The sequence below is a fragment of the Burkholderia sp. YIM B11467 genome (assembly GCF_052952715.1).
Window position 1 is genome coordinate 1 of the sequence record NZ_JBQVSQ010000003.1, and the last position, 22,387, is coordinate 22,387.

A 22,387-nucleotide genomic window follows, 5' to 3' on the forward strand; every position below is an offset into this window, starting at 1 on the left:
CGACAGCAGCGACATCACGGCGATCGACGCCATCATCAGCCGCGCGGGCTTCCAGCGCCAGCCGAGCGTGATGAGCGCCGGCACGGCGCCGATCATCACCGCCTTGTCGTAGTCATCCATGTGCGCGTTGTAGTGCGCGAGCGCATAGCCCGCGCCCACCACGAGCGCCAGTGCGAACAACCAGTCGAACAGCGACAGGCGCGCGAGGAACGGACGGTCGTCGCCCGGCTCGCAAGCACGAACCGCGGCGGACGCGTGTTGTCGCCGATACGGCAGCCTGGCGACCGGCACCGCACCGCCGCGAGAGGATTGCATCGCTTTCATGGTATTCACCTGAACGGACCCGTGCAGGGTTGGAAGAAAAAGAGGCGCCCCGTCCCGGGGAAGACGAGACACCTAAATGATCACTGCCGGCGCCGGTTGCCTGCCCGCCGCGCGGCATGTGCCGCATGCGATGCCGATTCGGCGGCGCTTGCTCATTGTTCGGCCGGCAGGCCCGCCGATGTACCGGTTTCCGACGGGCTCGCCGATAAGCCAGTTTCCGGCGGGTTCGCGGATGCACCGACTTCCGGCGGGCTCGCCAATGCACCGCCTTCCGCCGGTTTTGCCGATGCACCGACTTCCGCCGGGCTCGCCGGTACGCCGGCTTCCGGCGGAAATGCCTCGACATAGGCCGCGACGGCGCGCATGTCCTGCTCCGTCATGTTCGCGCAGACCGACTTCATGATCGCGCCGCGTGGCCGTGTCTCGGTTTCCCGGAAAATCGTGAGCTGCTTCACCACGTAGTCCGCATGCTGACCGGCGAGACGGGGGAACCGGCTCATGCCCTCGCCATGCTGGCCATGACACCCGATACAGGCCGCAACGCCCTTGTCCGGCAGGCCCCCCACGAAAATCGCCTTGCCCGCGTCGAGCAGCGTGCGATCGCCGGCTTCGCCCGGCACCGCCTCCTGGCCCGAAAAATAGGCGGCAAGCTCGTCGATCTGCCTGTCGGTCAGATGCGTGAAGCCCCACATGTACCGCTTCGCGTTCGGATCGGCACGCGCGTGGCTTTTGAAGTCGGTCAACTGATCGACGAGGTACTCCTTGCGCTGTCCGGCCAGCTTCGGAAACATCGGCGACACGGACACGCCGGTCGCGCCATGGCAGTTCGAACACACCTGCAGCGCGATGGTCTTGCCCGGCACGGCCGGATTGTCGACCTGTCGCGACCGCTCCAGGTCGTGGCAACCCGCCCCGGCCAGCACCATCGCGAGCGAGACGATATGGGCCACCTTGTTCATGTCAGCCACCTCCTTGCCGCAACTTCCTTCGCCTGCCGAATCGATTCCGTTCGACAGGGATACGTGCCCGCATCGCGACGCGATGCGAGATGCGCGACACCCGCTCGCCGCGCGTGCTTCGGTCGGTCCGGTGTGCGGGAAACGCCGGACGGGATGTCAGAACGACGCGACCCATAGATAGAGAAACAGCGTGTCGTTGTCCCTCGCATTGCGCCCGTTGCCGTCATAGTTGGTCGCCGCGCCGAGGAATCGGGTGAAGTGCGTGTATTGCAGGCCGACGCGCACGTACTGAACCGGCATCCAGAAGATTTCCGGCATCCAGCCCTGCGTATTCGGATAGAAGTTCGCGCTGGCCGAGTAGCGCGCGCTGTCCGGCGTACCTGTCGTGTTGAAGAACGACAACGAGATGCCGTACTTGCTCTGGTAAACGTACGAGGCCTTGAGCCGAAGCGAGTTGAGATTCGCCGCCGTGTTGTCGGCCAGCACGAAATTGTTCGGATCGTGAATGTTCTCTCGCACATAGCGCGCCTGCGCGGTGACCGTGTGCGGTTCGAGCAGGTACTCGTATTGCGCGTCGAAGCCGTAGTCGCGATAGCGCGTCACGCCCGTGCCGAAGATCGGGAAATTGTTCGGGTCGTTCGGATAGACTTCGGCACTGAAGCCGAACGCGCCGACCATCAGGCTGTGCGGCCCCCAGTCGCGCGTCAGCGCAATGCGCGCATACGGGTTGTAGCCGCGCAGATAGATCTGCGGGTGGACGGGATCCCCCGGCTTGTTCCCGTGGCTCAGGAACGACCAGATGCCGTCGGCCGTACTGTAGGCGGTCAGCTCGGCGTACACGAGCTTGTTCCAGTACAGGTAGGCACCCGTGCCGACGGCCTGCGTCGCAAGGCTCCCGCCTTCGAGGAGCGGCAGGCTCGGGATCTTGGCGACCGGGCTGATCGTCGACGAGATGTACGGATAGCCCCAGGCCGGCGCGGTGTTGAAGACGTCCTGCACGGTCGGGTTGTTGTGCAACGTCACGCCGAGGATCAGGTCGTTCGCGCTGGTGATGATCCGGTCGACGAAGCGGAAGTCGGTGTTGTCCGACGTCCAGTGGCCTTTCCACTTTCCGTTACCGTCCTGGTGATCGTAGTTTATGTAGGTAAACTGAGCAAATCCGCCAAGCTTGTCGGTAATCTTCCCGGCGAGGAACACGCTCGCGAAATCGAACATGGGCAGCGCATTCTTCGGATTGATCTTGTTGCCGCTGGAGTCGGTGTTGCCGCGCGTCGTGCTCAGGTCGCCGATGGCCATCGCGGCGATCGGAATCGTGCGCTCGCCGAGCGTATAGCCGTTCAGCTTGAACAGGCGTCCATACGGCGTGAGTTCCGGAAACTGTCCGCCGGCATGACACGCGACGCAGCTCTGCCCGGTCTGGCGCGCGAAGATAGGCAGCGCCCGCGCGGCCGACACCTGCAGCAACGCGAGCGTCGCGAGCATGGCCATCCAGCCGCAATGCCTCCAGCGAGGACGCGCGCGATGGCCGGCTAGGAACGTTGTCATGGCTGTTTCCCCCCATGCCGTGTGTCGCTCCATTCCGACGCGATATGCGCACGTCGGACGATGTCTTCATTGTGCGAAGCGCCCATGAAAACCGGCATGGGGCGACTCCCTCCTTACGCGGTCTGATCCCTACTCCATCTCTGCGCGCGCGGCCGCTCAGGGGACGATCCAGCCCCCGTCGGCGGAGAGTTTCAGGCGATCCGGCCCGGCGAAGCGGACGATATAGCCGCCCTTCGACGCGAAGCGCTGCCCGGGCGCGAGCGTCAGGCGCGGGTAGTAGCCGGTCAGGATGCGGCGCTCGAGCATGTCCTGGATGCGCTCGACGAGATACTCGCGCACGAACGCATCGACCAGATGGCTGAGCGTCTCGGCGAGCAGGCCGCATGCGAGATACGTGTCCGCCTGCACCTGCGGCGCGACCATCGGAATCCGCCGGATCGAGAACCAGCCGAACGCATAGTCGACGCGCACGCGCCGCCCTTCGGGCAGGTCGAACGGATAGGCGATACGCGTCACGCCGCGCCAGCTCGTCGGCAGCGGCGTATTGTCGAGCCCGCCGAGCAGCCCCGACATGAATACCGTGTCCGACGCGGGCGGCACGTGAGCGAGCGCCGCGAGGTCCGGCGGCCGCAGCCACAGCACGAGCACGTCGTCGCGCGGCAGCCGGCGCAATGCGCGCGCGACGCTGTCGCCGGATCCAAGCGCGCGATTCGACACGGCGATGCCGTGCGCCTTCAGCGCGGCAGCCAGCGCGCGTGCGCCGCGCTCGCCGTTGTCGCCGCTGCGATAGACCTGCCAGACTGTCTTCACCGCTTGCGGCGGCGGCCGTGCACCGGCTTCGTCCAGGATGCGCTTCGCGATCAGGTCCGATTCGAGCAGCACGCCGCGCGAGAAGTACACGGAATAGAAATCGTGGTCGGTTTCGACCGGCACCTCGACGTTCGGAAACAGGCAGGGCACGGCCTCCGCCTCGCAGAAGTCGTGGACCGGCGCCCAGTTTCTGCCGCCGAGCCCCGACACCACGGCCAGCACCGGCTGCCGGGCGAGAAACTGCGTCAATTGCGCACGCCACGTGTCCGGCGGCCCCTTCAGTTCCCACACATGCAGTTCCCAGTGGCGATTGACCATGAACATCATTCTTCGCGTGGAACGCAGCGGTGGCGTCGTGCCGAACGGAAACGTGTTCTTGTCCGCGAAGTAGTGCTGCAGGACGTCGAGCATGCCCGCCCGCTTCACCGGGTCCGCGTCCGGCGTGACGATCGTCGCGAAATGCAGCACCGTGTCCGTGACGCCCGACGGCTTGCGGCGATCGAGACGCTTCAGATAGCCGGTCAGCGCGGCCATGTCGGCATCGCCGAGCGCGTATTGCGGCATCAGGCTGCCGAGCGGCCGGCCTTCCGGGTCGACCCCGTCGCGCAAGGCGCGCGCGAGACGCTCTTCCGTGTACGGCTCGCGGTCGGTGCGCATGCCGGGCACGTACGGGATGTCGAGATCCTCGGCGGTTTGCTCGCGCGGATGCACCAGGTAGCGCCACGTGACCGGCGGGATGGTGTTGTTGCCCTCCTTCGAGCCCAGCCCGCTGCGCCGATGGCAATTGACGCAGGCGGCGGCGGCGCCTCGCAGGCGCACGCCGTCCTGATGCGCGGCTTCGAGCGGTGCGCCCGAACCGAGGATGCCGCGCTGGAAGATCGCTTCTCCGGCATCCGCCGGCACGACGGGCGCCGCTGCGTCGTCGGCGAGCGCATGACCCGCGCTTGCGCACAACGCGGCCAGCAACACCCATCGCGCCAGCCGCCCGCGCGAGGCCGGCGGGCACGCCGCCGCGAGGGCGCGCAGTCGCCCCCGGATGCCGCTCATGGCCGTGCCGTCGGCCAGCCGGCGCCCGGCGGTACCGGCGGCGCCTGCGACACGTGCGCATCGATCGACGCCGGACGGCGTCCGACCGGCGATGCGGGCCGGGCGAACAGCGCATCGTCGAGCGGCGGATTCAGCGACACCTTGTCGATGATCAGTGTGTCCTTGGTCGGCGAGGCCGCCGTTCCGCTCTCGATCCTGAGCGGGATCTGCAGGCCGTCGATGCGCTTGAAGTTGCCGTAGTTCACCTCCACCGTGAGCGGGCCGCTCGGGCCGCGCACCTGGCGGTCGGCCTTCACGTCCAGGAACGTCCGCCCGTCGATCCACACATGCCGTACCGCGCCGGACGGCAACTTCACCGCAAGGCGGTACGCATCGTGCCCGCCGATCGGGTCGACGCCGTCCAGCGTCACGCCGATGCCCTTCGCATCGTGGTCGATCAGCGGACCGTCGATCACCTGCTCGTCGCGCGCGGCCATCAGCTCGCCCGGCGTGTACGACCGCAAGCCGGCGCTGCCGCTCGCGGCCTGCTTCCAGCCTTCGCGACCGTCGAACACGCGCACGGCCTTCTGGTTCATCACGGTGATCTCGAAGCGCGTCTTGTTCGGCCGCTTCATCGCGAGGATGAACGGCATGTCGCGCACGGGCGCGTTCGGGCTGTCCACATGGCCCGACCAGACCATCGTCTGGACCTTGCGCCACGCGTCGAGCCCACCTCTCGCCGCGATATTCTTCTCGACGATCTGGTCCACGCCGAGGCCCTGCCCCGGCAATTGCTCGCACCCGCACAAGGCCGCCATCGCGCAGCCGGCGAGCACCCACGATCCGATCCGTCCCATGGTTGTCACCTCGTCCGGATCTCGGCCGGGTGACTCGGCGCCTTCGCGAAGGTGAGCGGCGGCTTGCCGAACATCGTGTCGTCGGCCGTCTCGTTGAGCGCGACATGCTCGATCGTGATCCGGTGCGTCTCCTTGACGCCGCTCACGACAGTCTCGAGCGTGTGCGGCATGACCAGACCGTTCTCCTTCCTGTAATCGCGATAGAAAACCGTGACGCCGTGCGTCTTGCCGTCCAGCACGCGCGACTCTCCATCGATCTTCAGTTCGAGAAAGCTCGACGCGTCGACCCACAGGCGCCGCGACGCGCCATCCTTCGACGTCAGCTTCAGCACATACGCGCGATGCCCTTCCACCTGCTCCGTGCCAAGCGCCTGGATCGTGGTGCCCTTGTTCGCGTAGTCGATCAGCGGACCGTCGAGTTCGGCGGATGACGCGGCGGACTTGAGTTGCGCCGGCGTATACGGCTCGACATCGTTGCGGCCGAGGTACGGCCTGACCAGCCAGCCCTGCGAGCCGTCGTACACCTGCAACGCGGTTTGCTGCTCGAACTGGATTTCGAGCCGGCTCTTGTGCGGGCGCTTCAACGTCAGCGTGAACGGCAGCCTGACGTTCTTCTTGCCGCCCGCGTCGAGCTGCCCCGTCATCCTGATCGACGACACCGCCCGCCACGCCTGCAGCCCGCCACGGGCTGCGATATTGCGCTCGGCGATCTGCGCCGCGTCCATATGCGACGCCGACGCCGCCTGCGCATTCCCCGCCGCCGAAGCCGCGGATGCGACCTGGCCGCAAGTCAAAAAGCCGGCGGCGCACGCCGCCGAAATCGACTTGAAAAGAAACCGGTTCATGACTGCTCTCCCCGCATGCAGGCCGCCTGTTGTCGATGCGCGGCGGCATGCGCATGGTTGTGATTACTCGACCACCAGCCCGTCGACATGCAGCGAATCGATCAGGATGCTGACCCGTTCACCGCGCTTGATCGGCCCTCCCTTGTTCGAAAACACCATCCAGTATTCGTGTCCGGTCTCCAGCTGACCGGTCTGCCGCAGCGCGCCGATCTGGTCCATCACCGGAATCACGAGCAACGCGTGGCTCGTTTCGCCGTACAGATAGACCGTCGCTTTCGTGTCGCCAAGCAGCCGCGCCTTCTCCGGATCGGTCACGCGGTAGCTGAAGCGGATCAGGTTGCCCGACGCGGTGCTGCGCACGTGCAGGTCGTCGATGCCCTTCGCCATCTGGTAATAGGCCTTCGCCTGCCGCGGCAGGCTCACCGGCAGGTAAGGCGAGTGCCGGCGGGCCGCCGGCTCGGCCGGCGCATCCTGCCCGGCCGCGGCCGGCTGAGGCCGGACCGCGGCGAGGCAGGCGCCGCACGCGAGCAGCAGCATCGATGCCGCACGGAAGGCCGCCGGCTTCATTGCAGCGCTCCCGCGAGCGGCGCGGGCGCCGCCGGTGCCGGGGTCGGCGCCGGGAGCCGCACCGGCGGCAGCGCACGCGTTTGCGCAGGCGTTTGCACCGGCGTCCGCGTGCGTGCACGCAGCGGCGTCTGAGCCGGGTTCTGCAACAGCACGCCTGACGGCGGCCGCGCCAGCGCCGGAGACTGCGTCAATGCGCCTGCCGGCAGCGGCCGCGCCGGCGGAGCCAGCCGCAGCGCGCCTGCCAGCGGCCGCCGCAGTGCCGGGGCGAGGATCGGCGGCAGCGGCACGCCGCCGTTGAACAGGCCCGGAATTCCGCCAACACCCGGGATTCCGCCAACACCCGGAATTCCGCCGACGCCCGGGATTCCGCCGATGCCCGGGATTCCGCCGATGCCCTTCGGGACAAGAGCGGCCAGGCCGGTCGGCTGGCTGCCCAGCGCCAGCGGATCGATCGGGGTGCCGCCACCGAGCAGGCCGCCGAGCAGGCCGGGCGTCACGTACTCGACAGCGCCGATGTCGTAGCCGTTGGCTTGCGGCCGCGGCGTGCCGAAGATGTCGTGATTCGGCGCGCCGGATGCCGTGGCCGCCCCGATCGCCGGCGACGTGCCCTTGATCGAGTAGTTGCCCATCATCACGTTGTAACCCGTGCTGCCCTGCGTGAGCGCCTCGTTGAACAGCGACAGCGGCCCGTACGACATGTTGATCCACTGGTTGCCTTCATCGGGCGTGGCCGTCGGCATCAGGCCGAACAGCGGGTTCGGCATCACCGCGTCGGCAATCCCGGGCGGCACCGCGAAGCCGTTTCCGCCGGCTTCCGGCGGCACCCGCGAGCCGTTGCAGTACTGGCCCACCGTCTGCGGGTTCGCTGCCTTGTTGGTCGCGCCGTAACCCGCCGTGCTGGTCATGATCGAGTACTGCGGGTTCATCGTCAGTCCCGATTGATGATTGGCCGGCCCGGTGTCGCCGTACGCGCCGATGTCCCAATAGAACGGCGGGGTCGTGCCGCCCGTCACGCAGGTGCCGGTCGACAGCCCCTTCTGGTTCAGGACCGGGTTCAGCGTGACCGCGTTCTGCACCCCGGGGATGTTCGGGTTCGGCTGCGAACTCACCGAGATGTAGAACGAGCGGTTTTGCCAGAACACGTTGTTGGCCAGCACCGGGTTCGAGAACTTCATGCAGTTCGGCGAATTCGCGGGACAGGTGACCTGCCCCGTGAAACCCGCAGGCGGGACGAACGCTGCCATCAGGTTCTGCGTATGACCCGCCGTCTCCAGCCCGGCCGGCTGCTGCGTCGACGCCTCGATGAAGCTCGTGCACGTCGAGTCCGCGCTGTTCGGGCTGCTCGTGCATCCCGGCGGCGGCACGTTCGACTGCGACGCGGCCGGCGTATTGAAGAGCACGCCCGCCGACGCCGTCGCATCGTTCGAGATCACCGTGTTGTTGATGAAGTTCACGCGCACCGCATCCTGCAGCGACACGCCGCCGCCCGACCAGCCGGCCACGTTGTTCGCGATGATGTTGTTGATCACGCGCACCTGGTACCAGTTGTTCGGGTTGCCGAGGCTGCGTTGCACGTCCGTGCCGTTGACGTTCTGCAGCCGAAGGCCGCCGCCCTTCCCGCTTTCCGCCGTATTGCCCATGATCAGGTTGCCGTCGATCACGAGATTCGGGCCGATGCCGTCGGACAGCTGCGGCGCGCAATCGACGTCGACGGTCGAGTTCTCGCAGAACGTGCCGTCGGGCGGCACGCCCTGCGCGATGATCCCGCCGCCATACGTCGGCAACGTCGGGTTGTTGCTCTGGTTGAACAACACCACGTTGTGCGACAGGTCGCCGTTGTAGCTGAACCCGAAGTGCGCCACGCCGCCGCCGTCACCACCGCTGATGTTGCCGCAGACCCAGTTGTAGTTGAAGCGGTAGTAGTCGGCGCCCGAGCACAGGGTCACGCCGCCGGCCGCCGATGGCGTGGTCGAGTTGATCTCGTCGCCATACGACGCGTTTCCTGTGACGGCGTTGTGGTGGACGTTGACGAACGTGTTGTACATGAACGGCAACTGCGTCACGCCGTCCGCGGCGATGGTGCCGTCCGGCACTTCCACCTGGCCGACCGTGATGCCGCCCGACAGCGTGCCGGCATTGCCGGTCACGCGGTTGTTCGATACCTCCGTATAGTGGTTCCAGCCGTGCAGGAAGATCCCGCCGCCGCCCTGCGAACTGTTGGTGAACGTGATCCCGTCGATGCGCGACGGATTGCACATGAAGTTGCTGTAGTTCGGGTTGTTCGGGTCCGTCGTGCAATCGTGCTTCGTGAGCAGCGTGCAGACGCCGTTCGCGCTGCAGTTCGCGCTCGTCTGCACGCCCTTGGCCAGCACCGTGATGCCCGCGCCTTCATACGCGCCCATCAGCGACGGCTCCATCAACAGCTCGCCGAGATTGCCGTTTTGCGAGCTGTCCCAACCGACCGTCGGCTCGAACGGGATCGGATCCACGTGCCCCTGCATCTGCGTCGAGCATTGATAGGTGCCCGACGGATCGTACGGGTTGTTGGTCGGCGAAATCGGCTTCGTCGGGTCGTACGCGGCCGAAATCGTCCCACCGTCCAGCGACGTGCCGAACAGGCACGCGATCAGCCTGCGCCACGGATCAAGCTTGCCGGACGGATGCGTGTTCGCATTGACCGTCACCGACGCGGCACCGACGCCTTGCAGCCGCACCGGCTTCCACATCACCAGCATCTCGTTGTACGTGCCCGGGCCGACGACGATCATGTCCCCCGCGCTCGCATTGTTGATCGCGGTCTGCAGCGCATTGCTCGCACCGTTCTCGCCGCTCACGTAGGTCGGCGCCTTGCCGCCGATCGTCACGGTGATCGCATCGATCGACCGCTTGCCGTTGCCGGCCGTGATCACGAGCTCGCCGCACTGCGTCGCGGCCGCGCCCATCTGCTGGATCGTGCAGGTCGACGGCACCGTCAGCGACGGAAGCGACGGAAGGCTCAGGTCGGGCGCGAGAACGACGATCTTCGAGTCGCTCCACGACACGACCGTCGCATTGACGCCCGCGATCGTGACCGTGCCGGTGCCCTGCGTACCGCCGAAGCCGTAGTGGCGCGTAATGAACTTCTGGTTGAACGGCGCCGTGCTCTGGTTCGGTCCCGTGTACGCATGATTCGGCACCTGCTGGTCGCCCAGCGCGTTGATCGTCAACTGCTTGCCGGGTGCGCTGACCCACGGGCCCGCACCGGCGCCGATCGTGTCGCCGGTCACGCTCGAGATCGCGGGCGTCGCATCCGGATACGCGCAGTCGGGCTGGTTGTAGCCGTCGGCGAAGGACTGCACCGGCACCACCGGCGTATCCATGTACTGCGTCTGTCCGGGCATGAACGGAATCTCGTAACAGAACTGGCTGTATGCCGGGTTGTACAGCGGGTCCGACATCGTCTTGCCGGGGTGCTGCGGATCGGGGATCGGGCCCGGATCGTTCATGCACGCGACCATCATCGTCGGCGCATAACCGGTCGGGTTCGGGGGATTCACTTCCCAGGTCGAGAACGTCAGTCCGTTGTAGATGCCCCATTGATCCGAGTAGGTGCGCGAGATTTCGTTGCCGGAAAAATCCTTGAACGAGATCGGCACGTTCGGCACCGCGAACTTTTCGCCGAACTGCGGCGAGTACGGATCGAACTCCGACGAGAAGTCGTCGAGCATGAAGCCCGTGTAGTGCGCGCTGACATGCGTCGAGCTGAAGATCCAGAACTTCGCGAGCACCGATTCCTCATCGGTGAGCATCACCTCCTTGCGGTCGCAAAGATGCCGGGAAGCGCCCGCGAACGGTGCGACTTCCTTCGAGCCCGGGAACAGGCTCATGTAGTCCGGCACGATGCGCAATTCGCCGACGCACGGCCAGAACCGCTCGACGCTGCCGGTGTCGCCTTCGGCATGCGGCGTCGAACCGAGGTTCGTGGTCATGTTCTGCGGGTTGTTCTTGTTGTACGTCGAGTTCACCGCGGCCTGGTCGGGCAGGATGAAGACCGCGCCGATCCCGCCGAACTGCTGCGTCACCGGGGCGATGTAGTTGTCGCCGATCAGGATGTTCTTGTCTTCCTCCTTCACCAGTTCGTAGCCCGGCGGCACGATGATCTCGACCACGTACTTGCCGGCAGGCAGCATCGGCGTACCGTCGACGGGGTTCTTCCCGACGCAGATCGTGCAGTTCGACGCGACCGGCTTGCCGCTCGCATCCGTCGCCGTCACGCTCGGGAACTTGTACATCCCGTCATACGGCGCCGGCTGGATCTGGTTGAACACGTGCATGCCGTCGTAGCACTTGTACTGCGCGTTCGCGGGCAGCTGGCGATGTTGCGGATCGAGCCAGTTGGTGCTGTTCTTCAGCGTGAAGTAGAACGGGTCGTTCGGATCCTGGCCCGGGCAGTTCATGTTCGGCGTCACGCCGTCCGCGCGGAAGCCCTGCGCCCAGTCGTCCCAGCTCGCCGTCTTGGTCGTATCGACCAGCGTCAGGTTGGTGGTGCCGTCCGTCGCCGTGCCCTCCTGGTACAGGTTCACCGTGACGTTCGGTACGTTGGGGGTCCACTTCGTGTGGATCAGCAGCGTCGGATCGTCGAACGGCCGCGTCGACGCATAGATCACCTCGCCGCGTATCCCGCCGTTCTCGCCCTTCCCGAACGGCGTCTTGCCGAACTCGATGAACGAGTTCTGGCCGGAGAAGCCCTGCCATGCCTCCGAGTTCACCCACTGCGGATCGACCCGCCCGGTCGAGCCGCTACCGGTCGACGCGCAGTCCGCGTCCGCGCAATACCGGGCGCCCGGCACCTGCAGGTTCGACGGCAGCGGCACGGTTTCGACCGTGTTCGCGAAGTTCGCGGCGATCGTCGAGTTCCCGCTGCCGGGCACGCCGGTCCGGTCGACCGGACCGCCCGCGTCATACACCACGTGCGTGCCGGACGATTTGTAGCGCGTCTGGTCGTCGTCGACCACATACCAGTTGAACAGCGGGAACACCTCGTTGAACGGCGCATAGCCGTTGGCGTCGGTCGAATTGAAGTTCGAGTAGCTGCCGTCGCGGAACCGCATGTTGACCGACGCCAGCGCGATGCCCGGGTCGTCCGGATGCGAGATGCCGTCGCCGTGCAGGTCGATGAAGGTCCGCGTATAGAGGTTCGTCTGCCACTGCAGCACCGACAGGTCGCCGATGTCGACCGTCGTGCTCCCGTTGGCCGCGGGCAGCTGGACCGCCTTGGCCAACCCGTCGACGATCTGGTCGTTCCATTGATCGAACACGGTGATGCGCGTCGTGCCGTTCGGCAGGCCGCTGATCGTGAACCGGCCCTGGTTGTCGCATTTCGTGAAGCCGTAGTCCTCGCCGTCCGGATCGCCGACGCTCACATAACATTGCGAGAACGCCAGCGAATCGTGCGACCCGCTGCTGTACAGGTTCTCGTTCGGCGGGCGGCCGTAGTGCAGGTTCGTCACGTGGCCCGTAATCGTGTTCGGACACGCGCCGGTGTCGCACAGCCCGGTCTTGGCCGCGTTGCTCCTGCGCGCGTTGATGATCTTCGGATTCGCGAAGCCGATCGACACGTGATAGCCAGCCGGCCCGAACTCCTGGAAGTACGCGGGCCCGCCGACCTTGACGAACGCGTCGTGCGCCTTCTGTCCGTCAAGCGTGTTGGTCTGCAGCCATTCCTCGCCGCGGCCGATCCGGTCGGCCGCCGGCGTCGCGACCACGCCGTAACGGCCCGGCATCAGGTTGGCGATGACGGCCTGGCCGACGAGCGGCGACAGCGTCTTGCCATCCGATTCGTATTTCGGGCAGGTCGGAATCATGCCGACCAGGCCGTCGGTCGCCGTCGTGATCGGGCACGCATTGAGCCCGGAAATCGGGTCGATGGTGCCCTGCAGCGAATTCGACAGCGGCATGTTGAACATGTCGTAGGTCATCTGCCCGGTCGGGTCGCCGGTGCCGCCGGCATCGTCCCAGAGCTTGACCTCGAATCCGCCGAGGCCCGGCTCGCGCGCGGTGCCGAATCCGTCGGACCCGCCGCTGACATCCACTTCGCCGTTCAGCGGCGCATCGTCCTCGAACACGAACACCGACAGCTTCGCGGTCTGGTACGGCGTTTCCGTCAGCAGCACGTTGAGCTGCCCGGCCTGTCCGGCGGCAGTCTGCCCCGCCTTCGCGGCGGCGACCTGCGCGGGCGAAATCGGCGCGCCGCCCATGCTGTGGCCGCACTTGCCGGTGCCCGGCGCGAAATCCGCGCCGCTCGGACCCGACGGGCAGTCGAGCGCGATGCTGAACGGCCGCGTGGTGTTGGGCGGCACGCCGCCGCCGTTCGTGAACGTGTTGCCGGCATCGCCGGGCAGGATCGACAGGTAGTAATGCTTGGTCGGATCGAGCGCCACGTACTTCGGATCGACCGGCGTCTGTTGCGACACGTTCGGGCCGGTGCGGCACACGCCGTTGCCGACGTCGCACACGGTCGCCACATGCGTGTTGGAGACCGGGTCGTACACGGTCTGCCCGGATTCGCATGCCACGGTGCCGACGCAGCCCGCCGCCACCACCGGCATGTAGCTCGTGTGGAAGTTCGTGCCGAGACTCGGGACCGGCAGCGGCGGACAGTTCGCCGGCCGCGACGTCGTCGAATTCACCTGGCAGGCCGGATCGATCTGCATCGTGCGGTCTTCCTCGATGATCCAGCGATAGTCGGTGAGCTTGACCGCCTTGTTCGGCGCGGTCGCGTCCGGCGCCATGCTCGGCGCATCCATCACGTTCACGACCAGCCCGCTGCCGGGATTGAAGGTCACGGTCACCGTCCCTGCATTCGCACTCTTCTGGTTCTGCGTATTGGTGACCTGGTACTGGAACGTCATCGTCTGCGCGGCCGCGCCGTTGCCGGCCAGCGGCGGTGTCGTCGGCACCGCGGTAAACGAGCCGTCCGGATTCAGCGTCACGGTGCCGTTCGTCGCGCTCGACGCGACGATTTGCGCGGTGAGCGGCAACCCGGCCGGATCGCTCGCGCTGGCGAGCACGCCGGGCGCGCCGACCTGAATCTGCGACGCGATGTTGCTCGCAAAACTCGCATTGCCCGCAGTGGGGATCGACAGGCACTTGTTGCTCGTGGTGCAGGCGGTCAACGTCACCTTCGCCGTCACCGGCGGCGTGCCGTTGGTCGACTGATAGACGAAACTGTCGTTCGTCGCGCTGCTCGACAGATAGGTGAACGTACCGTCCGTGTTCAGCGTGAGCGTGCCACTCGCGGGCGGCGTCTGGACCTTCACGCCGTACACGCCGGAGTCGCTCGCGATCACGCCCTTGGCCGGATCCGACACGGTGAGCGTCGTGCCCGGCACGAAGTAGTAGTTCGCGCCCGCGGCGGTCGGCGTTTCGCCGATGCCGGCGGTCGCCGACGGTTCGGCGTTGTTGACCGCGATGTAGCCTTGCATCCCGCCATCGCGCTGATTGTTGGTCGACAGACTCAACTCGCGGTCGTACACCGGCATCGCACCCGCGGCCGGCGCGTTCACCATCACGTCGTAGGTCTTGCCGGCCGCCATGAACACGGCGTTCTGGATGCGCGCGGCGCCGGGCAGCACGTTGCCGTCCTCGGCGATCAGCGCGAAGCCGGGAACGGACGGATTGCCCGTTTGCGCGCCGACCACGGCCGGAACGTGCATGCGCAGCCCGGCGTTCACCAGGCGCACGAGCACCTGCCCGGTCGACGCCGGTACCGTCGCGCTCGGCGCAAAGGCCGACGCGTTCGGGTTGGTGCGATCGAAGGCCACGCCGTTGATCAGGTAATAGCGCGGATCGTAGTTCACCACCGGCGGATAGCAGGTGCCGAACGTGACCGACTTCGAGTCGCCGCACCCGCCGGGCTGACCCGACCACGCGGCGGTTTCGCTGAAGCCCTTGGTCGCGACGGCCGCGGCGACCGCGGCGTTCTGCACCGGATCGATCTCGCCCATCACGAGCGGCACGTCGGCGTCATAGCAGGACGTCGATTTCGGATAGGCCTGGTTCGTCGACGCGCACGTCGAACTGGGGACGCTCGGGCTCTTCACCACCAGCACCCCGTAGAGACCCATCGGCCCCTGGATCGACGGGTGCGTGCCCGACTCGAGCAGATAGGTGCCGGGCTTGAGATTGGCCCAGGTGAGCGTCGTGTGCGATTTCGGATCGGTCGACGACGCCACCTCGGTTCCGAACGACTCGACGCGCGGCCCTTGCGCGGGCGGCACGAACGACGCCATCGGCGCGGTCGAGGTCGCCGTGACGATCGGCCAGGTCGTGGCGGTCTGCGTCGGATGGGCCGGGCTCGGCGTGGTCGTCGGCTTGTCGCCCAGGCCGCCGCCCAGCTGGCCGACGACGACGAGCGAGGTCGGTACGGGCGCCGGCAGGTTGTTCGTCAGGTTGATCTGCAACTGCCCTGCCGGCACTGTGATCACCACCGGCGACCAGTTCGCGCCGGCGGCCGGATTCGCCGCCGCGCAGGTGGCATTCGCGGCCGGCACCGTCGCGACGGCGGCCGGCGTGCAGCTGTAGCCCCACATCGGCACGGCCTGCCCGTCCGGCATCAACGCCGTGGACGCCTTCGCCGTCAGATTGACGACCGATTGCGCGAAACATGCTTCGCCTGCCGTCAGCAACATGGATGCCGCGACCCCCACCTTGAACAGATCAAGGAGCGTCGCCGTGAGCTTGGTGGATCTCATCGCCTTTCTCCCCACCCCTAATTGGATTCGTCGATCGGAAATACCGGAGGATCAACGAGCATCATCATCATCATTCCGCCGGGGAAGATGTTGTTCGTCGTGATCTCGCGCTCGTTATGCGAGTGCCACATGAACGCGAAGCCTGCTTCCGTTGCTGCCGGGTTCAGCTGTACGCCGCTCGGCGGCGTCGTGCCCGTCGGGGCCGTTGCGCGCGTCGTGGCGTCCGGACCGAGATACGGACTGCCGCCATACCAGGCGCCGTTGGTCAGGATGTTCGAGTCCGGCAACGTGACCGGCCCGCCGCTGGCGACCTTGCCGAACGGCGCCTTCTCGAGCGCCTTGCCGTGGTCCTGGCACCACTCGTAGTAGTTCGGCGCGTTGCGCGGGGCCGGCGGGTTCGACGCCGTCGTGTAGTAGCCGTTCGCGTCCGGCACGCAGACGGAGCCGTCGCCCGCGTAATGCCCGTAGACGTCCCAGTTCAGGCCCTTGCCGGTCCAGTAGAAAATCCCGTCCATCGTGACGCCCGGCGTCGTGGTGGTCGTGAACAGCAGCGGGCCGGCCGGCTGCCGCGGGTTCGCCGGGTGGTTCGGGTCGACCGGGCTGAGCAGCAGGTTGCCGTCACGCGCGAGCACGCGCACGTGATTGCCGTGCTCGTGGAACGGATGCTGCCAGCGGCCGGTGCCGATGATCCGCAGCAGCACCAGTTCGCCCGGATGCATGTGCGGGTTGCCGTTGTACGGCTGGTGCGGGTACTGCGGCGCGTAGTTCGGATCCATGTCGTCCGGCATCGAACGGCCGTTGACCATGAAATAGGCCGGGTGATAAGGCTCGGTCTCGACGGTCATGCAGCCGTTCGGCCGGGTGCACGACGTATTCGCCGCGACCTGCTGCTCCGCCTGCTGATGGATGCGCGGATCCATTTCGGAGAACTGAAAAAGATACTCACGGTCATAGCAGGCGGCGCTGTTGTCGAATGCCGCCGCTGCGTTGCGGAAATCGTGCTGGCCGAACGGTCTGCCCGAATCCGGCAGCGCCATGCAGCCCGCCGTGTTGACCGCCGTGTTCGGCAGCACGATGATCGCGCCGTACAGCCCCATCTCGATCTGCAGATCGCCCTGCGTGCCGCTGTAGTACGTATGCGTGCCCGGCGTCGCCGCGACGAACGTGTAGGTCACCGTCGCGCCGTGCTGCGCTTCCTGCGCCAGCAGCCCGGCAACGCCGGAGGTGCCGGTGCAGGTCTTGCCGTCCGGGCTCAGGGTGCCCGTGCACACGACGAAGCCGGGAAACAGCATCGACGTGTTGCCGGCCGCCGCCGGCAGGTTGTTGGTGAGCGTCACGGTGATGATGTCGCCCTGCCTGACGATCAGCGTCGGACCGGGAATCTGCATCGTCGGACAGGTCGCGCCGGTAATCGTCGCCGGCGAGAACACGAGCGGCGTCGCGCTGGTCGCCGCGCAGCCGTAGCCCCACGAATAGACGCTCGTGCCATCGGGCTGGGTGATGCGCGCCTCCTGGGCAGTGAGGTTGAATACCTTGCCGGTAATGCCCGGCGCCGCAGCTTGCGCGTGCATCGACAGCAACGCGGCGAGCGTCGCGACGCCGACGCGGGCGAGCCGTCCAAGGCGGGCGAGCGTCGCGGTCCACGCATGGTGAGTGATGTGTCCCACGGCTTTTCTCCTCAGTGCAGGACTTCCCGGCCGGGCCTGCCCGACGACTCGGGCAGGCCCAGGTCATCAAAGAGTGCAATGCTTCGTGATCGGATCCACCGCACTGCAGATGTGAACCTCGGTCATCAGGCCGCCGAAATTCTCCTGATCGTTCGACAGGTGATCGAGGTTCGGCGTGTACAGATAGAAAATCTGGCCCGAGTGGTATTTCGACTTGTCGCTGGCGTCGAGAATCAGGTCGAGCGACTCGCCGCCACCGAGCGTGATCGAATTCGTGTCGTAGGCCATGTTGTTGCCGGCCATGTCGCGCAGCATGCGGGCATTGATCGCGACCACGTGCATCGGAATCCCGAGCGATGCCAGCGTCTGGTATTCGGTCACGTCGAGATCCGAGATCCGCAGCAGCGCCCGGCCGCCGGCCGGGATGTTGATCAGCGTCGACAACGGCTGCGACGGGTGCATCGAGCTGTCCGACGCGGGCGTCGACATCGCCCCTTCGGTCACCGTGTCCGGATAGCTGCGGCCATTCAGCAGGAAGAACTTGTCCTTCATGTCGGTGAACGGCTCAGGATTGAACGTCATGCCGACGAAGTGGAAATTCGGATCGAAGCCGTGGATCTGGATCGGATACTCGACGTCATACGCGGTCGAGCCGTCGCCATCGTTGTACGCGTACAGCGACAGCGTCGCCGGCGTGGTCGGCGGAATGGCGGGGTTGGCCGCGCGCACGAGCCCGGTGTCCTGCTTCGGTAGCGGCGTCGAGCAGAGGATGTCGTTGCCGCAGCGCGTGCGCAGGTCGGACTGCTGGGTGACCAGCGATTCGTACAGCGACACGCCCGCGGGCACGCGGTCCTGGCGCGGCCGCACGTAGATCTGGCCGACCATGCCCATCTGCAGGTGTTCCGGCGGTGTGATGTGGCAGTGCCAGAAGTAGGTGCCCGCATCCGGCGCGAGATAATAGTAGGTGAAGCTCGCGCCGATGTTGATCGCGACCGACGCATCGGGCACGCCGTCATAGAACGACGACGCGTTCGGATAGCCGTGGAAGTGCACCGTGTGCTTTTCGAACAGGTCCGGGCGCATGATCATCCCGACGTTCGTGAGCGTGAGGAAAAACTCGTCGTCCTCGTCGATCGCCATCATCGGCGCCGGCTGGTTACCGTTCATCACGCCGATGTCCATGATCGGGCGCGGGTCGACGTGGCCGGTCAGCGCGCCGCCCGCATCCGGATCGGGGGCCAGGCCGACCGCGCCGTTGTAGGTCGGGTCGGTTCTGGGGTCGCCGACGGTGTTGAACACCGACGCGAGCTGCGTGCCGGGCAGGCCGGCCTTGATGTCCGCGAGCCCGGACAGCGGGCCGAACGCGAACAGGTAGGTCTGCACGCCGTTGGCCATCGTGGCGTAACCGTCGCCGCCCGAGATCTGCTGGCACTTGATCGCACCGTTCACGGCGCCGGTCGACGTGGAACCCTGGCCCGTATAGGACGGCTGCGTGTAGGCGGGCTCGCCGACGCCTGGCGCCAGCGCGGTCGGATGGGACGGCGTGGTGGGCGGGCACTGAACACGAAACGACTGGGCAAACGAAGGAACGGCGCACAGGAGGAGCAACAGTGCCGCCACACTGCTGCAATACGCGCGGGTACTGAACATATGACCTCCATCCTAGGGGTCAACCAGCGATACGCGCTGGACGTCATGCTCTGCTGCGGACGCGGGCTGGCGACGTTATCGCACTGACCCGTATCTGGATTCTGCAGATGGACGCGTCGGCCCGGCATGGGGCACCCCCCTACTTTTGCGTAGGGGGGCCCCGGCGAGCGGGGGTGTCATGCTCGGTACGGCGGCGGGTGCGAGGCCCGCTGGTCGCGCCCGGCCGGCGCCAGTCGGGCGTGCGGCGGACCGGCGTCGTGCGCCGGCGCAGCGGGCGGATCCGGACGGATCGGGGCTACCTGGCGGACCCGCGATCGGTGGGCGTGCCGCGCGACGGATCATCGGGCGACAAGCGCTCGGACCGGGTCACAGCAGCGTGCGACGGAACATGGCGGGAGTCACGACAGCCGTTGTCCACGCCGCCCGCCGACGGACTGGCACGCGCAGTGCCGAGGGAAGGAAGATCGACGGCGTATTGTGGAAATCGTCCCGATAGCCGAAATTAATTAAAATCATGGGCCGGGCAATGTCGGGCGCGTCGAACGGCGCGGACTTCGCTGCCGTGGAACGGTATTCTTTCGATCCCGGCCGGCTGGACTTTCACCGAACAACGGGCAAAAAAAAGCGCCACGGAGACCGTGGCGCTAAAAAAGTTCTAGCCATTCCGAGGGCCGTGCTAGAACCTGAGAGACTGCGCGAAACATCGTTGCCGGTTAAACTCTTGAAACGATGTTTCGAAAACGTGAGACATTCTTTCCGTTTCCGCCCGACAAGTCAAGCGGTATTTGCACCGGTTCATGTACTTTCCGGCAATGCTCATTTGAGCGTTTTCCTAATAAACCAAGGGTGAACCCGTAAAATCTCATCCAATGACCGGTTTGCCCATGGAACATGCATCTTTTGACAATAGTCCTACAATACCAACAAAATTGAAATCGAGTTTCGGAATTAGAGAGAATCCCTCGTGTCGACCACTGTAACCCCGCCTGTATCCCGAGAACGCGAATCGTCGCCCGACGAGATCACCGCGCTCGCCCGCGGCCTCGCCGTGCTGCGCCGCATCGCGGCTGCCGACGCCCCCGTCAGCAACCGCGAACTGACCGAATTGACCGGCATCCCGAAGCCGACCGTGTCGCGCATCACCGCGACGCTCGTCAGCGCCGGCTTCCTGTTCCAGCTGCCCGACAGCGAGCGCTTCGTGCTCACCGCGTCGGTGCTCGAGCTGAGCCACGGCTTCCTGCGCAACTTCGACATCCGCGCGCGGTCGCGGCCGTTCATGATCGAGCTGGCCGAACGCACGTCGCTGTCCGTGCACCTCGCGGTACGCGACCGGCTCGACATGGTCGCGATCGACGTGATCCGGCCGCGCTCGGCCGTGCTCGTCACGCGCCTCGAGATCGGCTCGCGGATGGACATCGCGCGCACGGCGGTGGGCCGCGCGTATCTCGCCGCACTCGAGGACGACGAACGCCGCCTGCTGCTCGACTCGCTGCGCACCACGGCGGGCGACGACTGGCCGCATGTGTCCGCGCGCCTGAACCCCGCGCTGGACGACGCGATGCGCGAGGGTCACGCGATCGCGATCGGCGAATGGCGCGAGGGCCTGAATGCGGTCGCGGCCGGTTTCGTCGGCCCGTCGGGCCAGCGCTATTCGGTGAATTGCGGTGGCGCGTCGCATCAGTGCCCGCCCGAATGGCTGCAGGAACACGTGGTGCCCGCGCTGCACGAATGCATCGCGAAAATCACGCGCGAGATCGGCGGCGCACCGGCCCGGCGCGTCAGCATGTAATCGATTCGTCATCGTTCTGCCGTGTTCTGTAACGACCGTAACCCGTTGAAAGATAGACCACTGGACTGTAACGGGGACGGCACGTAGGATCATGCCCATCGTCGCGCCGCATTCGCGGTGCGCACCGCTCTTTTCCCGCGCGGGTCGGCGGGGCCCCGGACCGAGCCGGCCCTCCCGACACCGCATGCCCACGCGCAGCCCAGCAAGCAGTCCGCTTCCCGGCACCCCGCGCCGTCTTCCTGACAGAAACGATGGATAACGAACAAAAGCCCACGCCCCCTTCGAAGGATCCTGCCGCACCCGCTGCACGACGTCCGCGCCGCACGCTGCTGGTCGGGACGATCGCGGTCGTCGTCATCGGCGGCCTGCTGTGGTGGCATCCGTGGAACCGCACGCCCGCCGCCGCCGCGGGCGGCAGCGCGGCCCAGGGGGCGAGCAGCGGCGGTGGCGCGCGTCACAGCCGTGGCGGCCCCGCCGCGATGGCGAACCTGCCGCAGCCCGTGTCGGTCGCGACCGCGACGCAGGGCGAGATGCCGATCGTGCTGTCCGCGCTCGGCACCGTGACGCCGCTCGCGAACGTGACGGTCAAGACGCAGCTGTCGGGCTACCTGCAGTCGGTCGCGTTCCAGGAAGGCCAGATCGTCAAGAAAGGCGACGTGCTCGCGCAGATCGACCCGCGTCCGTACCAGGTGTCGCTCGAGAACGCCGAAGGCACGCACGCGCGCGACTCGGCGTTGCTCGCGACGGCCCGCCTCGACCTGAAGCGCTACCAGACGCTGCTGTCGCAGGATTCGATCGCATCGCAAACCGTCGATACGCAGGCATCGCTCGTCAAGCAATACGAAGGGGCGGTGAAGACCGACCAGGCCGCGATCGATTCCGCGAAGCTGAACCTCACGTATGCACGCATCACGGCGCCCGTGTCGGGCCGCGTCGGCCTGCGCCAGGTCGACCCCGGCAACTACGTGACGCCGGGCGACAGCAACGGCATCGTCGTGATCACGCAGCTGCAGCCGATGAGCGTGATCTTCACGACGTCGGAAGACAACCTGCCGCAGATCATCAAGCAGGTGAACGCGGGCCAGAAGCTGTCGGTCACCGCGTACAACCGCAACAACACCGTGCCGCTCGAGACGGGCTCGCTCGCGACGCTCGACAACCAGATCGACACGAGCACGGGCACGGTCAAGCTGCGCGCGAACTTCGATAACAAGGAAGGCATGCTGTTCCCGAATCAGTTCGTGAACACGCGGCTGCTCGTCGACGTGATGCGCAATGCGACGATCGTACCGACGTCCGCGGTGCTGACAGGCTCGATCGGCCAGTTCGTCTACGTCGTGAAACCCGACAACACGGTAACGGTACGCAAGGTCACGCCCGGCCCGGTCGACGGCGAACGCACGAGCATCGTCAGCGGCATCGCGCTCGGCGAGCGCGTGGTGACCGACGGTTCCGACCGCCTGCGCGAAGGCGCGACGATCTCGATTCCGGCCGACAAGCCGAAAGGCGCGTCAGGCGCACACGGCGCCGGTGCGGCGTCGGGTGCATCGGGCGCGGACGGCCATCGCGGCGGACACAAGCACGGTGCGTCGCAAGCAGCGGCCCAATAACGCGCG

General features: G+C 66.5%; 11 protein-coding genes and 1 pseudogene. 2 read left to right on the top strand and 10 right to left on the bottom strand.

Annotation, left to right across the window (positions count from 1 at the left end; all coding sequences use genetic code 11):
• The 10 genes and pseudogenes from ACTRWB_RS11990 to ACTRWB_RS12035 all read right to left on the bottom strand — a co-directional run.
• A pseudogene (locus ACTRWB_RS11990) lies at positions 1 to 324 on the bottom strand (c-type cytochrome biogenesis protein CcsB); the annotation flags it as partial.
• Positions 325 to 476: 152 nt separating this feature from the next.
• Positions 477 to 1,283: a c-type cytochrome gene (locus tag ACTRWB_RS11995; protein ID WP_446902051.1), complete on the bottom strand. Its 807-nt coding sequence runs from the start codon at positions 1,281 to 1,283 to the stop codon at positions 477 to 479.
• Positions 1,284 to 1,439: 156 nt separating this feature from the next.
• Positions 1,440 to 2,828, bottom strand: coding sequence for a cytochrome C (locus tag ACTRWB_RS12000; RefSeq protein WP_446902052.1), 1,389 nt, complete (start codon positions 2,826 to 2,828; stop codon positions 1,440 to 1,442).
• Between the two features lie 156 nt (positions 2,829 to 2,984).
• Positions 2,985 to 4,685 (bottom strand): c-type cytochrome, encoded by a 1,701-nt coding sequence (locus ACTRWB_RS12005; RefSeq protein ID WP_446902053.1) that lies wholly within the window; start codon positions 4,683 to 4,685, stop codon positions 2,985 to 2,987.
• Positions 4,682 to 5,521 carry a hypothetical protein gene (locus ACTRWB_RS12010; RefSeq protein ID WP_412022179.1) on the bottom strand — a complete coding sequence of 280 codons (840 nt, stop codon included), beginning with the start codon at positions 5,519 to 5,521 and terminating at the stop codon, positions 4,682 to 4,684. The genes ACTRWB_RS12005 and ACTRWB_RS12010 overlap by 4 nt, the downstream gene beginning before the upstream one ends.
• Before the next feature lie 5 nt (positions 5,522 to 5,526).
• Positions 5,527 to 6,366 carry an outer membrane lipoprotein-sorting protein gene (locus tag ACTRWB_RS12015; protein WP_419686778.1) on the bottom strand — a complete coding sequence of 280 codons (840 nt, stop codon included), beginning with the start codon at positions 6,364 to 6,366 and terminating at the stop codon, positions 5,527 to 5,529.
• Positions 6,367 to 6,429: 63 nt separating this feature from the next.
• Positions 6,430 to 6,933, bottom strand: coding sequence for a hypothetical protein (locus tag ACTRWB_RS12020; protein WP_048249436.1), 504 nt, complete (start codon positions 6,931 to 6,933; stop codon positions 6,430 to 6,432).
• Entirely contained in the window at positions 6,930 to 15,665 is an 8,736-nt protein-coding gene (locus ACTRWB_RS12025; protein ID WP_446902054.1) for a choice-of-anchor Q domain-containing protein, read from the bottom strand. Before ACTRWB_RS12025 ends, ACTRWB_RS12020 begins: the two co-directional genes overlap by 4 nt.
• Positions 15,666 to 15,682: 17 nt before the next feature.
• Entirely contained in the window at positions 15,683 to 17,332 is a 1,650-nt protein-coding gene (locus tag ACTRWB_RS12030) for a multicopper oxidase domain-containing protein (RefSeq protein ID WP_446902055.1), read from the bottom strand.
• A 66-nt stretch (positions 17,333 to 17,398) separates the two neighbouring features.
• The gene (locus ACTRWB_RS12035; protein WP_412022184.1) at positions 17,399 to 18,982 is read right to left on the bottom strand and encodes a multicopper oxidase domain-containing protein; all 1,584 of its coding nucleotides are present in this window, start codon (positions 18,980 to 18,982) and stop codon (positions 17,399 to 17,401) included.
• A 964-nt stretch (positions 18,983 to 19,946) separates the two neighbouring features.
• On the opposite strand from ACTRWB_RS12035, the gene ACTRWB_RS12040 reads away from it, so the two are divergent.
• Positions 19,947 to 20,771 (top strand): IclR family transcriptional regulator, encoded by an 825-nt coding sequence (locus tag ACTRWB_RS12040; protein WP_048249443.1) that lies wholly within the window; start codon positions 19,947 to 19,949, stop codon positions 20,769 to 20,771.
• Between the two features lie 251 nt (positions 20,772 to 21,022).
• Positions 21,023 to 22,381 carry an MdtA/MuxA family multidrug efflux RND transporter periplasmic adaptor subunit gene (locus tag ACTRWB_RS12045; RefSeq protein ID WP_446902056.1) on the top strand — a complete coding sequence of 453 codons (1,359 nt, stop codon included), beginning with the start codon at positions 21,023 to 21,025 and terminating at the stop codon, positions 22,379 to 22,381.
• The last annotated feature ends 6 nt before the right edge of the window (positions 22,382 to 22,387 follow it).